We start from the raw sequence: 17,438 nt of genomic DNA, 5'->3' as shown, positions 1-17,438 counted from the left end.
CCGACCAAACTGTCATCCCGAGCGTAGCGAGGGATCTTCCGCGAACGGAGACTCCATTCTCACGAGATCCCTCGCTACGCTCGGGATGACATCAGCTTCCGCTCTACGCCGCCTTGCGCACCGCGCGCGCCACCTCGCCCCAGCGTTCGAGAACCTTGGGATCGACTTCGCGCCAGTGCGAGGCGAGGTAGATCACGAGGCGCGAGGCAATGCCCTTGTAGCGCTCGATCAGGCGGTCGGCGACGTCGTCCCAGCGCGCCACCACGGCGAAATGGTTGAGGATCTCCTCGGTGATCAGCGCTTCGCTGCGCGCGCTGTCATTCGACCTGAGGCAGTCGCGCAACTGGTCGCGCATGCCGGTGTAGCCCAGGTCGTCGAACTGGAAGGCATAGTTCGGCGTGGCGCCATAGAAGGCGAGCGTCGTCTTGGCCTCCTTGATCGGCGTGGCCCGCCCTTCCGGCGTATCGCCCGCCGCGACGATGACGGGGATGATCTTGTCGATCTTGGCGGCATCGCGGCCGGCGCGGGCCGCGCCTTCGGCGAGGCCCGGCAGCAGGCGGTTCTTGATGTAGTGCATCGAATGCATGGGATGCACGTGCACGCCGTCGGCAACCTCGCCGGCCACGCGGACCATGATCGGCCCGACGGCCGAGATGTCCACTTTGACGTCCTCGTAGTCGTGGCGAGACGGCGTCCATTGCTCGGTCAGCAGATTGAGCTTGTAGTAGGGACCGTCGTGGTTCAGCGGCCCCTCGCGCCGGAAGGCGGACAGGCAGGCTTTCACGGCCTGCACGTAGTCCTTCATCTGGGGCGCCGGCTTGTCGAAGGTGCTGCCGTATCGTTTGGTGATGTGCGCCTTCACCTGGCTGCCGAGCCCGAGGCGGAACTTGCCCCGGGTGTTCTGCGCCAACTCCCAGGCGATCTGTGCGGAGATCATCGGGCTGCGCGCGAAGGCGATCGCGATGCCGGTCGACAGGTGCAGGGACGGCGCCGCCAACGCGGCGGCGGCGATGTTCATCCACGGCACCTGGTGGCCTTCCGTGAACAGCATGCCGGAGAAGCCGGCCGCTTCCGTGCGGCGGGCGAGGTTGGCCGCCTGATCCCAGGTGCTGGCGCGTGTCATGACATCGAAGTCCATCGCTTTCTCCTCCTCTGACCCTCCCGGAATCGCGCCTTGCCGTCATCCTGAGCGAAGCGAAGGATCCCGCGGTGTTGCGATCAAGGAACACTGGCGCGGATGATCGTCAGCGCCGCCGATCCTTTACCAACCACCGCAAGGGCCTTCGCTGCGCTCAGGACGACAGAAAAGCACATCCACCGTCTACTGCGGGTCGATGCCGAGCTGCTTCACGAGGTCGATCCAGATGGGATTCTCGTCGCGCAGGATCTGCGCGAAGGTCGTGTGGTCGGTCGCGGACTCGTCGATACCGAAGGTGTCCAGCATCTGGCGCAGACGCGGTGTCTTGCCGGCCTCGACCATCAGGTCCGACAGGCGCTGGACGATCGCCTCGGGCGTACCGGCCGGCGCGAAGAGACCGACCCAGCCACGGATCTGGAACGCCTTGGCGTTGACGCCCTGTTCCAGGAACGTTGCCACGTCGGGCAGCTTCTTCATGCGCTTCGTCTGCGGCACGGCGATGGCCCGGCCGGCGCCGGTCTGCAGCACGCTGGTGGCGGCTGCCACGCTGCCGTTGGCGGCGTGGATCGTGCCCGCCAGCATGTCCTGCCACATCGGCCCTTCGCCGCGGTAGTGCACGACTTCCATCTGCAGGCCGAGCGCCTTGTTCAGCTCGGCGGCAGCAACATGCGAGTAGGAGCCCGGCGAATAGCTGCCGATGCTGACCTTGTTATTCTTCGCCCAGGCGGCGAATTCCTTGACGTTGGTCGCCGGCACCGACTTGTGGACGATGAACGGCAGGTGGCCGGCGTCCATGAACGAAATCGGCACGAAATCCTTGTTGGGATCGAACGGCAGGCTCTTGAACAGGGCTTGGCTCATGACCAGCGTGGTCGAGATGGTCACCAGCAACGTGTAGCCGTCGGGTGGCGACTTGGCCACGAAGTCGGCGGCGATGATACCGCTGGCGCCGGTCTTGTTCTCGACCACGAGGGCCTGGCCGACCTTCTGGGAGATGTATTCGGCATAGGCGCGCGCGAAGGCGTCGGTCAGGCCGCCGGGCGGATGGCTGACAATGACGCGCACCGGCTTGCTGGGCCATGCCTGCGCCGATGCTGTGCCGGCCAGCAATGCCGGGGCACCGGCCGCGGCGGCACCCCATGCCACGCCGCGGCGCACCAGCCGGCGCCGTGTGATATCTTTGCTCATCGATTCCTCCCCAACTCGGATATGCCGGCTTCATACCCCTGGGAGCGCGGGCCTCTGGCCCGCGTCGAGGCGGAAGCGCTGATTTCGCAGGACATGAGCGGGCGAGACGCCCGCGCTCCCGGGTTCCGGTTCAGCGGCACCGCGACTAGACCACGCGCTCCTTGCGCAGCTTGGCGATGTCCTCCTTGCTGTAGCCGACCTCCTCGAGGACCTGGTTGGTATGTTCGCCCAAGGTCGGCGGCCGCCGGCGGATCTCCAGCGGCGTGCGTGACAGCTTCACCGCCTCATCGAGATAGGGCACCGGCTTTTTGGCGCCGGGGAACTCGACCTGCTTGAACAGCTTCTGGTCCTTCACATGTGGATCGTCGAGCGCCTGCTGCGGGCTGTAGACGGGGCCGGCCGGGATGCGCGCTTCGGCCAGCGCTTCGAGCGCCTGCGCGACGGTGCGCGTGCCGCACCAGGTCTGCATGCGCTCGCTGATCAGTTCGCCGTGGTTGCCGCGCTGCAGGTCGTCCTTGAAGCGCGGGTCGCTCAGCCAGCTGTCCTCGCCCATCAGCTTGGCCCAGCGCACGAAGAGCGGCTGGCCGATCGCCATGGCATAGATCCATCCGTCGGTGCACTTGAACGAGTCGGAGGGTGCCGCCGTCCAGCCGCGGTTGCCGATCGCGGTGCGATTGGCGTCGATGACCTGCTGCTCGATGAGCATTGAGTTGGAGGCGTTGAGCGCGCTCTTGAGCAGCGCCGTCTCGACCTTCTGGCCCTTGCCCGAGGTCTGCCGCTCCATCAGCGCCGCCAGCACGCCGATGGTGTTGAGATAAGCGGTCGAGAAATCGACGTAGGGAACCGCGATCCGCATCGGCCGGTCGCCCCAGCCCGACAGGTACATCGCGCCCGACATCGCCTGGCCGATCGTGTCGAAGCCGACCCGCTTGGAGTAGGGGCCTTCGGAGCCGAACATCGATGTGGTGGCGAGGATGATGCGCGGGTTGATGGCCGACAGCGTCTCGTAGTCGAGCCCCATCTCCTTCAGGGTGTCGGCCGGCAGGTTGGCGACCACCACGTCGGCTGTTTTCACCAGGCGCGCCACCACCTCGCGGCCGGCCGGCTTGGTCGGGTTCAGCGTGAGGCCGAGCTTGTTGCGGTTCATCTGGAGGAAGGTGATGCCCTCCTTGTCGGGCACCACCGGCGCCGTCCAGCGATCCTCGCTGCCGTCCAGTTTCTCGATGCGGATCACTTCGGCGCCAAGGTCGCCCAGCAGGGCGGCGCAGTAGGGGCCGGCGATGTAGCGGCCGAAATCAAGAACGCGAATTCCGTCGAGAATCCCAGGCATGTCGTCACTTTCCTTGCTTACACCGGCACCACGGGGTGCGCTGCCGAGCGACGCACCAGCCATAGAGCCACCAGCACCGTGGGTACCACGATCGCAAGGCCGAGTAACTCCATGGCCGTGTTGCCCAGCGGCATGATGCCGCCGCCGGGCGTCGCCAGCACGAGTCCGCCGATCACCAGCATCACGCGCAACGGCCATTCCAGCATGCCCGCCCCGCGCAGATCGCCGACGCCGGCCTGATAGCCCTGGATGCCGCCGCAGATGAACAGCGTACCGATGGCGGTGGTCACTGTCAGGTACAGCGCTTCGCTGAGCGAACCCTGCATCACGAAGGCGGGATTGAGCACGAAGAAGAACGGAATGAAGTAGATGATGCTGCCCACCCACATCGACTCCCAGCCCGTCTTCATCGCTGGCGCGCCGGCGATGCCGGCGGCGGCAAACGAGGCGATGGCCACCGGCGGCGTGATCGACGACAGCATGCCCCAGTAGAAGATGAACATGTGCACGGCCATCTTGTTGAGGCCGGCTTTTTCCAGGGCCGGCCCGACCAGGATGGCGAGGAAGATGTAGCAGGCCGTCGTGGTGAGCCCCAGGCCGAGGACCAGGCTGGTGATGGCACACATCGCCAGCAGCAGCAGCGCGTTGCTGCCGGCCAATGCCAGCAGGTCATTGGCCAGGCTCGAGATCACGCCGGTCATGGAGAAGGCGCCGATCAGCAGGCCGCAGCCGGCCAGGATGCCGATCAGCTCGACGAAGGTCTTGCCGTTGACCTCGAGGAAGGCGAGGTACTTCGCCAATCCCCAGCGTTTGGCACCGAACACCTCGTTGAGCAGCACCAGCAGCAGCATGCCGCCCAAGGTCGGCAGCAGAATGGCGTTCATCCAGGCATCGAAGGCGTTGCCGCCTGGCGTGCCGGCGGGCAGCGCCATCGCCTTGGCGTACCCGTCGCTGGTCAGCACCATCGCCACGGTGGCAGCCAGTGCGGCGAGACAGTTGAGGGTGTTGGACAGGCGCCAGGCGCCGGGCTGCGCCCACTGGTTCAGAACCAGCAGCAGCGCCGTGGCATAGAACGGCGCATGGCTCTCGCGCTTGAAGTACAGCAGCATCACGATCAGCAGGACAATGACGAAGGCGTAGTACCAGCCGTCCTTGATCGATTCCCAGGCGCTGGGCAGCTCGCTGCGCGGCAAGCCCTTTAGCCCATGGCGCGCGGCGTAGGAGTCGACCTGCATGAAGAGGCCGACATAGTAGAGCAGGGCCGGGATGACAGCGGCGACGGCGACCTCTGCGTAGGTCACACCCATGAACTGCGCCATCACGAAGGCGGTGGCGCCCATCACCGGTGGCGCCAGCACCGCGCCGGTGGAAGCACACGCCTCGATGGCGCCGGCATAGGAGGCGCGGAACCCGGTGCGCTTCATCACCGGGATGGTCATGGTGCCGGCAGTCAGCACGTTGGACACGATGCTGCCCGACATCATGCCCAGCAGGCCGCTGGCGAAGATGCAGACCTTGGCGGCGCCGCCGCGGAACGTGCCGCACAGCGCGAACGACAGGTTGATGAAGAACTTGCCGGCGCCCGTCATCATCAGCGCCGTGCCGAACACCAGGAAGCCGATCACGGTGTCGGCGAAGGCCTGGATCGGAATGCCCAGCAGGCTCTCGGTCGACAGCATGTGATAGGCGGACGCCTGCTCCCAGGTCGACTGGTTGCCTTTCAGCGGCCCCAGCCAGCGCGCCTCGGCAAACAACGGATAGATGGTGAACGGCAGCACCGACAGCAGAAGGCTCCAGCCGCCGGTGCGGCGCAGCGCTTCCAGCAGCACGAACCACATCACGTAGCCGGCCCAGATCACGCCGGTGGGTGCGCCGCCAAACTCCCAGCCCAGCTCGGCGGACTTGCGGATGTGCATCATCAGGTAGACGGCTGCGGCGGCCGTGACGACGAACAAGACGATGTCGTACCAGGGCAGGCGATCGGTCGCCGCCCGCGTGCTGCCCGGGAAGATCAGGAACGTGAAGGGCAGCATGCAGAGGATCAGCAGGTAGAAATACTCGGTGTTCAGCGGCGTGAACCCGATGAAGAAGCGCAGGCCGAACTGCTGGTTGATGCACAGGAAGATCGTGACCGCCGTGAGCGCCATGAGCGCAATCCGCCATGGCCCCTGCAGGGTGCGCACGCGGGTCGTCTCGGCCTCGACCGGCCCGGTCGCGACATGGGGGTCATCGAACGTGACCTTCTTGGCGACATCAACCATGCCGTTTCTCCCGCCGGCAACGCACCCTACTCGAACACAACATCCAGTCCGGCGCTCTTCAGTGCCGCCGCGCGCGCCGTCATCCAGGCCTTGCGGAAGGCTTCGGCATCGTCGGGCGGGTTGGCTTTCTGCAAGGCCGCCCAGGCCTCGATCAGCGTCTTCTGACGGCGCAATAGCCCGTCGTTGTGTTTCTGCGCCGCATCGGTCCAGACGCCGGCTTCCTTGAGTGCCTTGATGGCGCCGTCATGGAACGGCGCGACCCACTCCAGCTTCTGCAGCTTCACGTCGAGACCGGCGGCGCCGGGCGCGGCGTCCTTGTAGGCGTCGTAGCCCGTGATCATCGCCTTGGTCAGGCCGTAGGCCGTGTCGGCCGGTATCGACGCGTAGCCCATGAAGATCGGATAAGGGAACGTGCCGGTCTCCAGCGGGGCCTGGGGCGAGATGCCGGCACCGCAGGTTGCGTTGTGCGGGAAAATGTACGGCACCAGCTTATGCATGCGCTGCCAGCCGGCCGTGTCGGCACGTGGCGTCGGCACCCACAGCAAGCCGCGCGGCGAGGTGTCGACTTCCTTGGGCTGCGCCGAGATGGTCGAAGCGAAGGCGGCATCGGCCTCGTTGTTGAGCACGCCCTTCCACATCGCGCCGTAGCCCGAGAATTCGACCAGCTTTACGTCGGCAGTGGTCAGGCCGCCGAAGGCCAGGACCGCCAGTGCGTTCTGATTGAGTGCCGGCGAGCCCACGACCATGCCGATGCGCTTGCCCTTGAGATCCTTGGCGGCCTTGACGCCGGTGTCCTTGGCGACGCCCAGCGATGCGCCGTTGCAGTCGTTGGAGGCCAGCAGCAGCCGGACCGGCTGCGGCCCCCATTCGCGGGCGGCGAATTCGAACACCGCCTCTTGCGCGAAGTATGTGCCGGTGCCGTTGGCGGAGACCTGCGCGCGACCGGCCCGCAGGGGCGCGAGTCGTGCCACGTCGTTGCCGGCCGGCAGGACGCGCACCTCGGTGCCGTGCTTGTCCTTGAGCATCTTGCCGACCGCCACGGCGATGTTGAAACCGGAAGAGCCGGTGTCGTAGGCCGTGAAGGTCAGTGTCTGCGGCAGCTTGATGTCCTGTGCTGCCGCCGGTGTTGCGATGGCGATGGCGATGGCGATGGCGCAGATCGTGGCCGCCCGTGAATGCCTCGTGATGGTCGGCATGCTCACCTCCGGGTACGATGCGGGTCCGGCGCGGGCGCGCCAGTCTATTCGAAGATCACGTCCATGCGGGCTTTCTTCAGGGCCTCGGCGCGTGCCTTCATCCAGCCGGTGGCGAATTCCTTCTCGTCGGACGGCGCGTTGGCGCCGAAGGCTTTCCATGCCGTCGCGATCACCTGCTGGCGTGCGATCAGCGCATCGTTGTGCTTCTGCGCCGCGTCGGTCCACACGCCCTTCTCGCGGAACGCCTTGATGGCGCCGGGATGGTAGGGAACGACCCAGGTGAAATTCTGCTTGTCGAGCGCCATCCCGTCGGCACCGGGCGCACCGGCCTTGTAGTCGGGGTAGGAGTCGATCATCGCCTTGGTGATCAGGTAGATCTGCTCGTCGCCGCGATCGGCGTAGGTCATGAAGATGGGATAGGCATAGCCCGCCATCTCGACCGGCTTGTCGTCGCTCAGGCCGCCGGAACCGCAGGTCGCCTTGACCGGCACGAAGTAGGGCGCCTTCTTATGGACGCGCGCCCAGCCGTCCTTGTCGGCAGCCGGCATCGGCGGCCATGTGACGCCACGCGGCGATGTGTCCATCTCCTTGGACTGGCCCGAGATGGTCGACGACAGCGCGATGTCGGTCTCGTTGTTCACCATGCCTTTCCACATGGCGTTGTTCGACGAGAACTCGACCGCCTTCACGTCGCTCGCACTCAGGCCGGCGAACGCCAGCAGCGCCAGGGCGCCTTGCGTCAGCGCCGGCGAGCCGACCACGACACCCAGGCGCTTGCCTTTCATGTCGGCGGCCGTCTTCACGCCGACATCCTTGGCGACGGCCAGGCCCAGCCCATTGCATGACGTCGCTGTCATCAGCAGGCGCGTAGGCTGCGGTCCCCAGGCCTTCTGGCCGAACTCGAACACGCCTTCCTGCGCGAAGTAGGTGCCGATGCCCATCTGCGAGGCGATGGCGCGTCCGGCGCGCACCGGCGCCAGGCGGCCGGTATCGTTGCCCGACGGCAACAGGCGCAGGTCGCTACTATGCTTCTGCTTGAACTGCTGGCCGATGGCGACCGCGATGTTGAAGCCGGAGGAGCCGGTATCGTAGGCCGTCCATGCCATCTCGGTCGGTAGCTTGCCTTGGCCCAGACACGGTAGTGCACTGGCGACAACGCAGACAAACGCGGCCACAGCCGCCGCAACGCGGGCAGTCATCGAGTCCTCCCTGAAGTGCCGCCGTAAAGACGGTTCTCTTTTTTCAGCGTAAACCGCCGTTCATGGTACAGACGGGCGGCGCGGTGTCCACCCCTTATGCGGCACGCCCATCGACATGCGGGCGGCCGATCGACGAAACAAAAAGGGGAAGCCGCGAGGCTTCCCCTTTTTCAGTGAAAGGCGATGGGCTTCAGTTGTCTTCCTGGAAGGCCTCTTCGCGTTTCTTGCGCAGCGCCGGCAGCGCCATCAGGATCAGCAGGATGGCGGTGACCGCCAGCAGCCCGGCACTGAGTGGCCGCGTCACGAAGACCGTGGCATCGCCGCGCGACAGCAGCATGGCGCGCCGGAAGTACTCCTCCATCTGCGGTCCCAGCACCAGGCCCAGCAGGAAGGGCGCGCCTTCGCAGCCCAGCTTCAGGAAGATGTAGCCGATGACCCCGAAGATGGCGACCGTCATCACGTGGAACGTGCTGTTCTGCAGCGAATAGGCACCGATGCAGCAGAACAGCAGGATCGACGGATAGAGGAAGCGGTAGGGCACCCGCAGCAGCTTCACCCAGATGCCGATCAGCGGCAGGTTGATGATGACCAGCATCAGGTTGCCGATCCACATCGAGGCGATCATGCCCCAGAACAGCTCCGGCTTCTTGGTCATGACCTCGGGGCCGGGCTGGATGCCCTGGATGATCATGGCGCCCACCATCAACGCCATCACGGCATTGGATGGAATGCCCAGGGTCAGCATCGGAATGAACGACGTCTGCGATGCGGCATTGTTCGCCGACTCCGGCGCGGCCACGCCCTGCACGACACCGGTGCCGAAGTCCTGCGGCCGTTTGGACATCTTCTTTTCCAACGTATAGGCCGAGAAGGCGCTGAGTGTCGGGCCACCGCCCGGCAGCACGCCCAGGATCGAGCCGATCCCCGTGCCGCGCAGCACCGCGGGCCACGCCTGGCGCACCTCCTCGCGGGTCGGCCACAACGACGTGATCACGGTCTGCTCGACTTTGCGCGACGCGCGCTTCTCGAGATTGGCGATGATCTCGGCAATGCCGAACAGGCCCATCGCGATGGGTGCGAAATCAATGCCGTCGCTGAGTTCGGGGATGTTGAAGGTGAAGCGCTGGGCGCCGGTATTGACGTCGGTACCGACCAGTCCGATCAGCAGGCCCAGGAACACCATGGCGATGGCCTTGATCACCGAACCGCTGGCCAGCACGACGGCTGCCACAAGGCCCAGCGCCATCAGCGAACAGTATTCGGACGGACCGAATTTCTGCGCCATTTCCGTGAGCGGTTTGGCGAACATGACGATCAGCAGGGTGCCGACCGTGCCGGCGAAGAACGAGCCGACGGCGGCGATCGACAACGCGGCGCCGGCGCGGCCCTTCTGCGCCATCTTGTAGCCGTCGAGCGCGGTCACCACGGCCGAGGATTCGCCTGGCAGGTTCACCAGGATCGCCGTCGTCGATCCGCCATAGGCGGCGCCGTAGTAGATGCCGGCCAGCATGATCAGTGCCGCCTCGGGCGGCAGCTTGAAGGTCAGCGGCAGCAGCATGGCGATGGTGGCGACCGGGCCGATGCCGGGCAGCACGCCGATCAACGTGCCGACCAGACAGCCGATCAGGCAGTACATCAGGTTCTGCAGCGTGACGGCAGTACCGAACCCGACGGCGAGGTTGTTGAGGATGTCCATCTCACCACACCCCGTTGAGCATGGCGATGTTCATCGACAGGCCCCACTTGAAGATCACGAAGCAGAGGACAGCCAGCGCCACGCACATGATGGCGGTTTCACCCCACTTGAACTCATCGCCGCCCGCCGCGGCCAGGAAGACCAGCGCAATCAGAGCCGGCAGCAGGCCGGACACCGGGTTTTCCCAGCGCGCCAGGCCGGGGACGAACCACGATACGATCGCCGGTACGTTGCCCGGATCGAACAGGACAGCGAAGGCCACCACGCCCAGGGTGACCATGACGATCGGCTTCCACTTGCCGCCTTCGATGCGTTCGCTGCCCGTGACCACGGCGCTGATCGCGATGATGGCACCCAGCGCCATCATGATGAACGCCAGCATCTGAGGCACGAAGCCCGGTCCCATGCGGACCGCGGTGCCCAGCGCCAGTTTCGACTGGCCGAAGTATCTGGACAAGTCAGTGAAGGCCGCGATGTAGGCCAGGCCACCAAACCCGACGAACATCAACCCGGCCAGGAAATCCTTGGTCAGGAACCGGTTCAAAAACGCCTCCCTGGACGGAGCTTAGCCGCTCCCGTTCGTCATTTGACTGACTCGACGCTGACGCGACAACGAGTGGGCAGATAACAGGAAATCGCGCGCTTGCCCAAGGATGAAATTGCCACATTCATGACGGCTGCGTCAGGCCTCTGTCAGATCTGAATGCTCAATCGCCATGTTTTGATCAGGTGTGCAGCCACGCGGCACGGGCTCGCCATGGCCAGCGATACCACAGCAAGGCCGCGGCGATGACGACGATGGCCGCGAGCAGGGTGAGCGCGATCGGCCGTTCCATGGCCGGCAGCATCGCGCCGCGGCTCAGCAGCATGACCCTGAGGAACTGCTCCGCCGCAATCGGGGCACTGATATAGGCGAAAGCCGCCGGCAGCGGATTGACCCGGCACAGGATCATCACCACCACGACGGCGATCTCGATGATGAAGCCATGCGCCTCCAGCAGCGCCGCGATCTGCGGCAGGCGGACGGCGCCGCTGTTGACGTCTTCGCCCGCGAGTCCCAACAGGCAGCCGATCAGCATGGAGGCCAGCCCGGTCAGCAGACCGTCGCCCGCCAGCACCACGCCGATCAGGATCGCCAGCGTCCAGCGCAGCCAGATCAACGCCAGGATGTCGCCCGGGCCCGCCATCAGCATGAATTGCTCCAGCCCGCTGGCGAGGAAGGCGATGGGCGGCACGTCGGGGGCCAGCATGGCGATGTTGGGCACCAGCAGGATCAGCGCCAGCAAAAACGCCAAGGCGAAACGCAGGGGGCCGGGCAACAACCGCGGCGGCACCACCGCGATACCGGTTGCGGCGCGCGCCGCGATCAGCAACCCGATGACGATGAGGGCGATCGCGCAAAAGCGCGGCACCATGGCGGGGCCGACGCGCTGCAACGTGCCGGCACTGAGCGGCGCCAGCATCACCAGCGACCAGATGCCGAACGTCACGGCCAACACCGCGAAAATGATCGGCCGCAGATCGGGCCGCCCCTGCAATCGCACGCATCACTCCGTCGATCGATTGAGTCGCCGGACATTCCGCCCCGCGATCCGATTCCGTTGGTGCCGCTATCCAATGACGCGCGGCGGATGATTGCATGTGGTGATGCGGCGACGCAAACTCTACCCCGATTGAAGCTCACCCAGGGACAGCAACGATGGCCAAGCGCGGCGCCGACTTCGTCGGCACGATGGCAGTACAGGACCGGCACCGTTTCGACACGGCTGCACTCGAGCGCTACATGGCTGCGCAGGTCGAGGGTTTCACCGCGCCGCTCACCGTCGAGCAGTTCCGCGGCGGGCAGTCCAATCCGACCTACAAACTGATCGACGGCGGCGGCCGCCAGTACGTGCTGCGGCGCAAGCCGCCGGGCAAGCTGCTGCCGTCGGCACATGCCGTCGATCGCGAGTTCCGCGTGATCGCCGCGCTCAACCGCACCGACGTGCCGACGCCACGCGCCTATGCGCTGTGCGAGGACGACAGCGTGGTGGGCACGGCGTTCTACATCATGGAATTCTGCGACGGCCGCGTGCTGTGGGATCCGCTGCTGCCGGATGTGCCGCAGGCGATGCGCGCGCGCATCTATGAAGCCAAGGTCGACACCTTGGCGCGCCTGCACAAGGCTGACTGGCAGGCGCTTGATCTGGCCGATTTCGGTCGGCCCGGCAGCTACGTCGCGCGCCAGATCTCGCGCTGGGGCAAGCAGTACAAGGCGTCGGAAACCGAGGCCATCCCGGCCATGGACAAGCTGCTGGACTGGCTGCCGGCCAATGCGCCGCCGGCCGACGACACCACCATCGTTCACGGTGACTACCGCCTGGACAACATGATCTTCCACAAGAGCGAGCCGCGGGTGCTGGCGGTGATCGACTGGGAGATCTCGACCCTGGGCGATCCGCTGGCCGAATTATCGTACCTCTGCATGATGTACCGCGTGCCCGAGGCGCAGGGCGGCATCGGCGACATCGACCTCGGCGCCCTGGGCGTACCGGACGAACAGGCGATGTTGCGCTGGTACTGCGAACGCACCGGCCGCTCGATCCCGGCGAACTGGGAATATTACATGGCGTATAACCTCTTCCGGGTGGCCTGCATCCGACAGGGTGTCTACGCCCGCTCGCTCGACGGCACGGCCGCCAACCGGCTGGCCGGCGAATCGGGCAAGCTGGTGCGCCCCAACGCCGAGTTGGCTTGGACAATTGCCCAGAAACTGGGAGCCCGCTGACCTCTGCCATCGTTTGCGCCTGACCCCCACAACGGATAGTCTGCGCGCAAACAAGGCAGCCGGCCGACCATGCGAGGGACGGCCCCTGCACGGGGAAGCGACGTGGTACGCCGGATCTCGCGCCGCACGGCGGTGCGCTTAACTGAAACACGTGATACGCCGCCCGCCGAGGCCATCGAGGCAGCGGCGTTCGACCTGTTTGCCCGCCAGGGTTTCCAGGTCACGACGGTACGTGACGTCATGCACGCCTGCGGCCTGACGCAGGGCGCGCTCTACAACCATTTCTCGTCGAAGGAAGAACTGCTCGCCACCATCATCCGCTCGACGCAGGTGGCACTGGAGCGCGAGCTGGCTGCGGCGTTGGCCGGCGTCGGTGACGAGCCGGTGTCGCAGCTGCATGCCTTCGTACGCGCCTACACCCTGCGGCACACGCGCAAGCGGGTCGAGGCGGTGGTGGCGAACCGCGAGTGGGAATGGCTCGATGCGCCGCGCCGGCAGGAAATCCGCGCCAGCCGTCGACGCGTACGCGAGATGATCATGCGCATCCTGGAGCGCGGACATGCCGCCGGCACGTTCCGCGCGCTGCGGCGCAAGGAGCGCGACGACGTCAAGATCGTCGCCATGGCCATCCTCAACCAGTGCACCGACGTTGCCTACTGGTTCAGTTCGACACACGACGGCTGGCGCGCCGAGGACGTTGCCGACCTGCACGCCGACATGGCGTTACGCACCGTCGGCGCACCGCCGCTTGCGGCGCGCGCGCGCGCCAACGACGCGGTTGCAGCGGAGTAGCCTGGGAGCGCGGGCGTCTCGCCCGCATCACAAGTCTGCTTTCGTCTGTGCGTGTGGTGCCAGGAGATGAGCGGGCGAGACGCCCGCGCTCCCGGGGCCATCAGCGCTTCAGATGCACGATCGCATCGGCGGGGATCGACGAACGCTTGCCGCCGGGCAGTGCCCAGAACACTTCCAGTGTCGCGGTGTTCTTCCGCTCGAAATACAGGATCTTGATCGGATAGAGGCCGGCCGATGGCACCGCCACGGGGATCGCCGGCGACAGGCGATCGGCGTGCACGTCGCCATCTTCCCAGATCTTCTTGCCGCCGATCTCCAGCCGCACGCCGTCGTTGGAGTTCACTTCGAACACATAGGTGCCGGGTGCCGGGAAGCGGATGAAGCCGAAGATGTGCGCCTGCACGCCATCGTCCTTGTCGCTGGTCAGCACCTTGCCCGACCCCATGTCCCATTCCAGGTGGGTGATCGGCGCACCGACGGTCTTGCCGTTTTCGTTGAGCTTGCTGATGTTGGTGGTGAAGTCGAAGTGGTAGTTGACCGCCAGGCCGGCCGCCAGCTTGTCGGCCGTCGGCTGCGGGTCGGCCGGCTTCAGGCCGGCAATCGGCGTCTGCGCGGCGGCGCTCAGCGGCGCGGCGAGCAGGGTACAGAGCGCGATGATGGCGTGACGGCGGTGCATGCTGCCTCCCGGGGCGTTGATGGTTGGTTGCTATCTTAAAACCATTTAGATAGCCGATGGTGGCAGGAAATTGCGCACAAATTTTGTCGCCCTGAACACGCTCACGGCGAGAGAGAATTGTATGCAAGAGCCTTGCCGTGCGACCGGCGTCAGACGCTGTTGCCGCGATAACGAAATGCCGGTGCGTCGGTTGCCGATTCGCGCTCGGCCAGCGCCACCAGCTGTTCGTGCAGCGGCGACAGCGCGCAGGCGGGGTCGACGGCGTCGGCCGCACCGGCCAGCGCCAGCGCCTGGCAGCGGCAGCCGCCCCAGTCGATCTCGCGCCGATCGCACGAGCGGCACGGCTCACGCATCCAGTCGGTACCGCGGAAGCGTGCGAAAGCGGGGTCGCGGAACCAGGCCTCGTTCAGCCGCGTCTCGCGCACGTTGGGGAATGGCAGGTCGGGGATGGTGGGCGCCGCGTGGCACGGCAGGATCTGCCCGTCGGGCGCCACCACCATGAAGCGCCGCGCCCAGCCGCCCATGCAGGCCTTAGGCCGGCGCGCATAGTAATCGGGCAGCACGTAGTCGATCACCAAGCGGCCCTTCAGCCGTTCGCGCGCTTCGCTCACCTGGGCCGTCGCTGTTTCGAGCTGAGCCCGCGTCGGCATCAGGGCGCCGCGGTTATCCAACCCCCAGCCATAGTACTGTGCGTGCGCCACCTCGATGCGCGCCGCATCCAGGCTCACGGCCAGTGCGATCAGATCCGGTACCCGCGCGATGTTGTGGCGATGGATCACCACGTTCAGCGTTAGCGGCAGGCCGGCGGCGCGGATGACCGGCGCGATGGCGAGCTTGCGTGCGTGCGCGCCGTCGAGGCCGGCGATGCGGTCGGCGCCCGTCGCTTCGCTGTCCTGCACGCTCAGCTGGACGTGATCGAGGCCCGCCTGCTTCAGCCGCTCCAGCCGGTCGCGGTCCAGCAGAAAGCCTGACGTGATCAGGTTGGTGTACAGCCCGGCTGCGCGCGCGCCCTGCACCAGTGCCTCGAGGTCGCGCCGTGCCGCCGGCTCGCCGCCGGAGAGGTGGACCTGCAGCATGCCCAGCCGCCCGGCCTGCGCCAGCACGTCAAGCCAGGCTTCGGTCGGCAGCTCGTCGCTGCGGCCCGCCAGCGCCTGAGGGTTGGAGCAATAGGGACAGCGCAGCGGGCAGCGATGCGTCAGCTCGGCCAGCAGCGCCAACGGCGGCTCGACCTTCACCTCGACCTGCGGCTCAAGCAGGGTGGTCATGGACGATTCCCTTGTCGGCGAGGTCCTGGAGCAGGGCCAGCACATCGCCCAGGATTTCATCGACGGGCGCGTCGAACTCGGCACTCAGGGCGGCGGCGATCTCGGCCACGCTCAAGCCATTGCCGCAACGGCTCACCACAGCATAGGCGATCTCGTCGAGCACGAACAGGCGCTCGGGTGCCTGCACCACCCAGCGGTCGCGCACCGCGTCATGCTGCAGCCGCGCATGCACCACCAGCCGCGGCCGGCTGTCGGCGGTCAGCGGCGTGCTCATGTCGCGTCGGGCACGAAGGCACCGGGCGGGATGTAGCCCGGCGCGACATAGGCGTAGTAGAGCGCATCGAGCTGCGACCACAGCACGCCGCATTTGAAGCGCAACGCCTCGAGCACCAGTTCCTGTTCTTCGCGGTTGCGCGCCTTCTCGATCACGTAGGCCAGCGCGAAATCGGAATCACGCGGCGCCTGAGTCAGGCGCTTGTCGAAATAGGCCAGCGTCTGGCGGCTGACGAACGGATAGTTCGCCAGCATGCCGCTCACGCGTTCCTGGATGATGGTGGGCGAGAACAGCTCGGTCAGGCACGATGCCACCGCCTCGAGCAGCGAGCGCTCGGCGACGAAATGCACGTACGCTTCCACGGCAAACCGTGTGCCCGGCAGGATGCCCTTGGTCGACGCGACGTAGGTGGGATCGAGTCCCAGTCCCTCGGTGAGCTTCAGCCAGCGCGCGATGCCGCCGTCACCCTCGACCTCGCCATCGTGATCGACCAGGCGCGCGCGCCACTCGCGGCGCAGTGCCGGATCGTCGGCCCGCGCGATGAGGGCGGCGTCCTTCAGCGGAATGCAGGCCTGGTAGTAGTAGCGATTCAACGCCCAGGCCTGGACCTGCGCCTTGGTGAGCTCGCCGTTGTGCAGTTTGCGATGGAAGGGGTGCAGGTTGTGATAGCGCTCGGCGCCGATGGCGCGCAGCGCGGCCTCGAATTCGGCGGCGGAAAGCAGGGGCGCGGTCACAGCGTGAACTCCTGGCCGTCCTCGGCGATTCCCCAACCGGCCGCGATCACCGCGTTGCGTTCGGGGGAGCCGTCGATCAGCACCGGGTTGGTGTTGTTGATGTGGATGAAGATCTTGCGCCCGACATCGGCGCCTTGCCAACCCGCCAATGCGCCATTGTCGCCGCCGATGCTGACATGGCCCATGCGGGCGCCGGTCTTGCTGCCGACGCCGGATGCGATCATCTCGTCGTCCCGCCACAGCGTGCCGTCGAACAGCAGCAGCGCCGCGCCGGCGACACGCCGGCGTACCGCCTCGGTGATCGCGGCGCACGCCGGGACGTAGGCCAGCATCGCACCGTCCGTGTCGCGCAGCAGCAGGCCGATCGTGTCCTCGCGGCTGCCGGGTTGGTCCTCCAGCCACAGCGCCTGCTTGCCGGGCACCGCGAAGGCTTCGATGGTCAGGCCAGACGGATGGCCGCCGGGCAGCTGCAACGCGGTCGGTTGGTCGAGCGTCATGCTGCGCCGCTCGACCATGCTTTCATCCAGCACGGTGAAGATCGGGTTGGCGGCCAGGGTCGCCAGCACGCGCTCGGTGCCGTACAGCACCAGGCGCTGGCGCTCGCGCAACGACAGCAAGCCGCCGACGTGATCGACGTCGGCGTTGGTCATCACGGCGCCCGCAATCGGGCTGTGACGGCCCTGTCCGCGCGGCTGCACCGGCGGGTTGGCGAGAATCTGCTGCTTCAGATCAGGAGAGGCGTTGAGCAGGAACCAGTGATCGCCATCGGCTGAAATCGCCACCGACGATTGGGTGCGGGGCGTAACGCGCGGATCACCGTTCCAGGCTAACGCGCAGACCGGGCAGCGGCAGTTCCATTGCGGGAAGCCGCCGCCGGCTGCGGAGCCAAGCACCCGGACTTTCAACGGGTGCCATCCGACTC

At 66.4% G+C, this 17,438-nt stretch carries 14 protein-coding genes and 1 pseudogene; 2 read left to right on the top strand and 13 right to left on the bottom strand.

Going from position 1 to position 17,438, the window contains the following annotated elements; translation table 11 throughout:
- Window positions 1–103 precede the first annotated feature (103 nt).
- The 9 genes from FQU96_RS07510 to FQU96_RS07470 form a co-directional block, all read right to left on the bottom strand.
- Window positions 104–1,138: a TIGR03617 family F420-dependent LLM class oxidoreductase gene (locus tag FQU96_RS07510; protein ID WP_146540249.1), complete on the bottom strand. Its 1,035-nt coding sequence runs from the start codon at window positions 1,136–1,138 to the stop codon at window positions 104–106.
- Between the two features lie 183 nt (window positions 1,139–1,321).
- Window positions 1,322–2,326 (bottom strand): tripartite tricarboxylate transporter substrate binding protein, encoded by a 1,005-nt coding sequence (locus tag FQU96_RS07505; protein WP_146540248.1) that lies wholly within the window; start codon window positions 2,324–2,326, stop codon window positions 1,322–1,324.
- A gap of 145 nt (window positions 2,327–2,471) precedes the next feature.
- Window positions 2,472–3,656 (bottom strand): CaiB/BaiF CoA-transferase family protein, encoded by a 1,185-nt coding sequence (locus FQU96_RS07500; RefSeq protein WP_146540247.1) that lies wholly within the window; start codon window positions 3,654–3,656, stop codon window positions 2,472–2,474.
- Between the two features lie 17 nt (window positions 3,657–3,673).
- On the bottom strand, window positions 3,674–5,917 hold the full coding sequence (locus FQU96_RS07495; protein ID WP_146540246.1) for a TRAP transporter permease: 2,244 nt from the start codon (window positions 5,915–5,917) through the stop codon (window positions 3,674–3,676).
- Window positions 5,918–5,943: 26 nt separating this feature from the next.
- Window positions 5,944–7,113: a TAXI family TRAP transporter solute-binding subunit gene (locus tag FQU96_RS07490; protein WP_146540245.1), complete on the bottom strand. Its 1,170-nt coding sequence runs from the start codon at window positions 7,111–7,113 to the stop codon at window positions 5,944–5,946.
- A gap of 44 nt (window positions 7,114–7,157) precedes the next feature.
- On the bottom strand, window positions 7,158–8,312 hold the full coding sequence (locus FQU96_RS07485; RefSeq protein ID WP_146540244.1) for a TAXI family TRAP transporter solute-binding subunit: 1,155 nt from the start codon (window positions 8,310–8,312) through the stop codon (window positions 7,158–7,160).
- 190 nt (window positions 8,313–8,502) lie between these two features.
- The gene (locus FQU96_RS07480) at window positions 8,503–10,008 is read right to left on the bottom strand and encodes a tripartite tricarboxylate transporter permease (RefSeq protein WP_146540243.1); all 1,506 of its coding nucleotides are present in this window, start codon (window positions 10,006–10,008) and stop codon (window positions 8,503–8,505) included.
- A gap of 1 nt (window position 10,009) precedes the next feature.
- Complete coding sequence (locus FQU96_RS07475) at window positions 10,010–10,552, bottom strand: tripartite tricarboxylate transporter TctB family protein (RefSeq protein WP_146540242.1); 543 nt, start codon at window positions 10,550–10,552, stop codon at window positions 10,010–10,012.
- Between the two features lie 181 nt (window positions 10,553–10,733).
- Window positions 10,734–11,552, bottom strand: coding sequence for a hypothetical protein (locus FQU96_RS07470; protein WP_146540241.1), 819 nt, complete (start codon window positions 11,550–11,552; stop codon window positions 10,734–10,736).
- A 155-nt stretch (window positions 11,553–11,707) separates the two neighbouring features.
- Between FQU96_RS07470 and FQU96_RS07465 the strand changes: the two genes are divergently transcribed.
- Window positions 11,708–12,775 (top strand): phosphotransferase, encoded by a 1,068-nt coding sequence (locus tag FQU96_RS07465; protein WP_146540240.1) that lies wholly within the window; start codon window positions 11,708–11,710, stop codon window positions 12,773–12,775.
- A gap of 102 nt (window positions 12,776–12,877) precedes the next feature.
- Window positions 12,878–13,567: a TetR/AcrR family transcriptional regulator gene (locus tag FQU96_RS07460; RefSeq protein WP_178130369.1), complete on the top strand. Its 690-nt coding sequence runs from the start codon at window positions 12,878–12,880 to the stop codon at window positions 13,565–13,567.
- Window positions 13,568–13,667: 100 nt separating this feature from the next.
- On the opposite strand, the gene FQU96_RS07455 is transcribed toward FQU96_RS07460, so the two are convergent.
- The 4 genes and pseudogenes from FQU96_RS07455 to pqqB all read right to left on the bottom strand — a co-directional run bounded on the left by FQU96_RS07455 (window position 13,668) and on the right by pqqB (window position 17,421).
- A complete protein-coding gene (locus tag FQU96_RS07455) occupies window positions 13,668–14,243 on the bottom strand; it encodes a PA14 domain-containing protein (protein ID WP_146540238.1) in 576 nt (191 codons plus the stop codon).
- A gap of 149 nt (window positions 14,244–14,392) precedes the next feature.
- Entirely contained in the window at window positions 14,393–15,508 is a 1,116-nt protein-coding gene (pqqE, locus tag FQU96_RS07450) for a pyrroloquinoline quinone biosynthesis protein PqqE (RefSeq protein ID WP_146540237.1), read from the bottom strand.
- A pseudogene (pqqC, locus tag FQU96_RS07440) lies at window positions 15,492–16,552 on the bottom strand (pyrroloquinoline-quinone synthase PqqC). The gene pqqE and the pseudogene pqqC overlap by 17 nt, the downstream one beginning before the upstream one ends.
- Window positions 16,513–17,421 carry a pyrroloquinoline quinone biosynthesis protein PqqB gene (gene pqqB / locus FQU96_RS07435; RefSeq protein WP_146540234.1) on the bottom strand — a complete coding sequence of 303 codons (909 nt, stop codon included), beginning with the start codon at window positions 17,419–17,421 and terminating at the stop codon, window positions 16,513–16,515. The pseudogene pqqC and the gene pqqB overlap by 40 nt, the downstream one beginning before the upstream one ends.
- Window positions 17,422–17,438 lie beyond the last annotated feature (17 nt).

Source organism: Reyranella sp. CPCC 100927 (assembly GCF_007859315.1).
Classification (GTDB): Bacteria; Pseudomonadota; Alphaproteobacteria; order Reyranellales; family Reyranellaceae; genus Vineibacter.
Note: the sequence above shows the minus strand (reverse complement) of the source record. Positions and strands in the feature narration are given on the sequence as shown.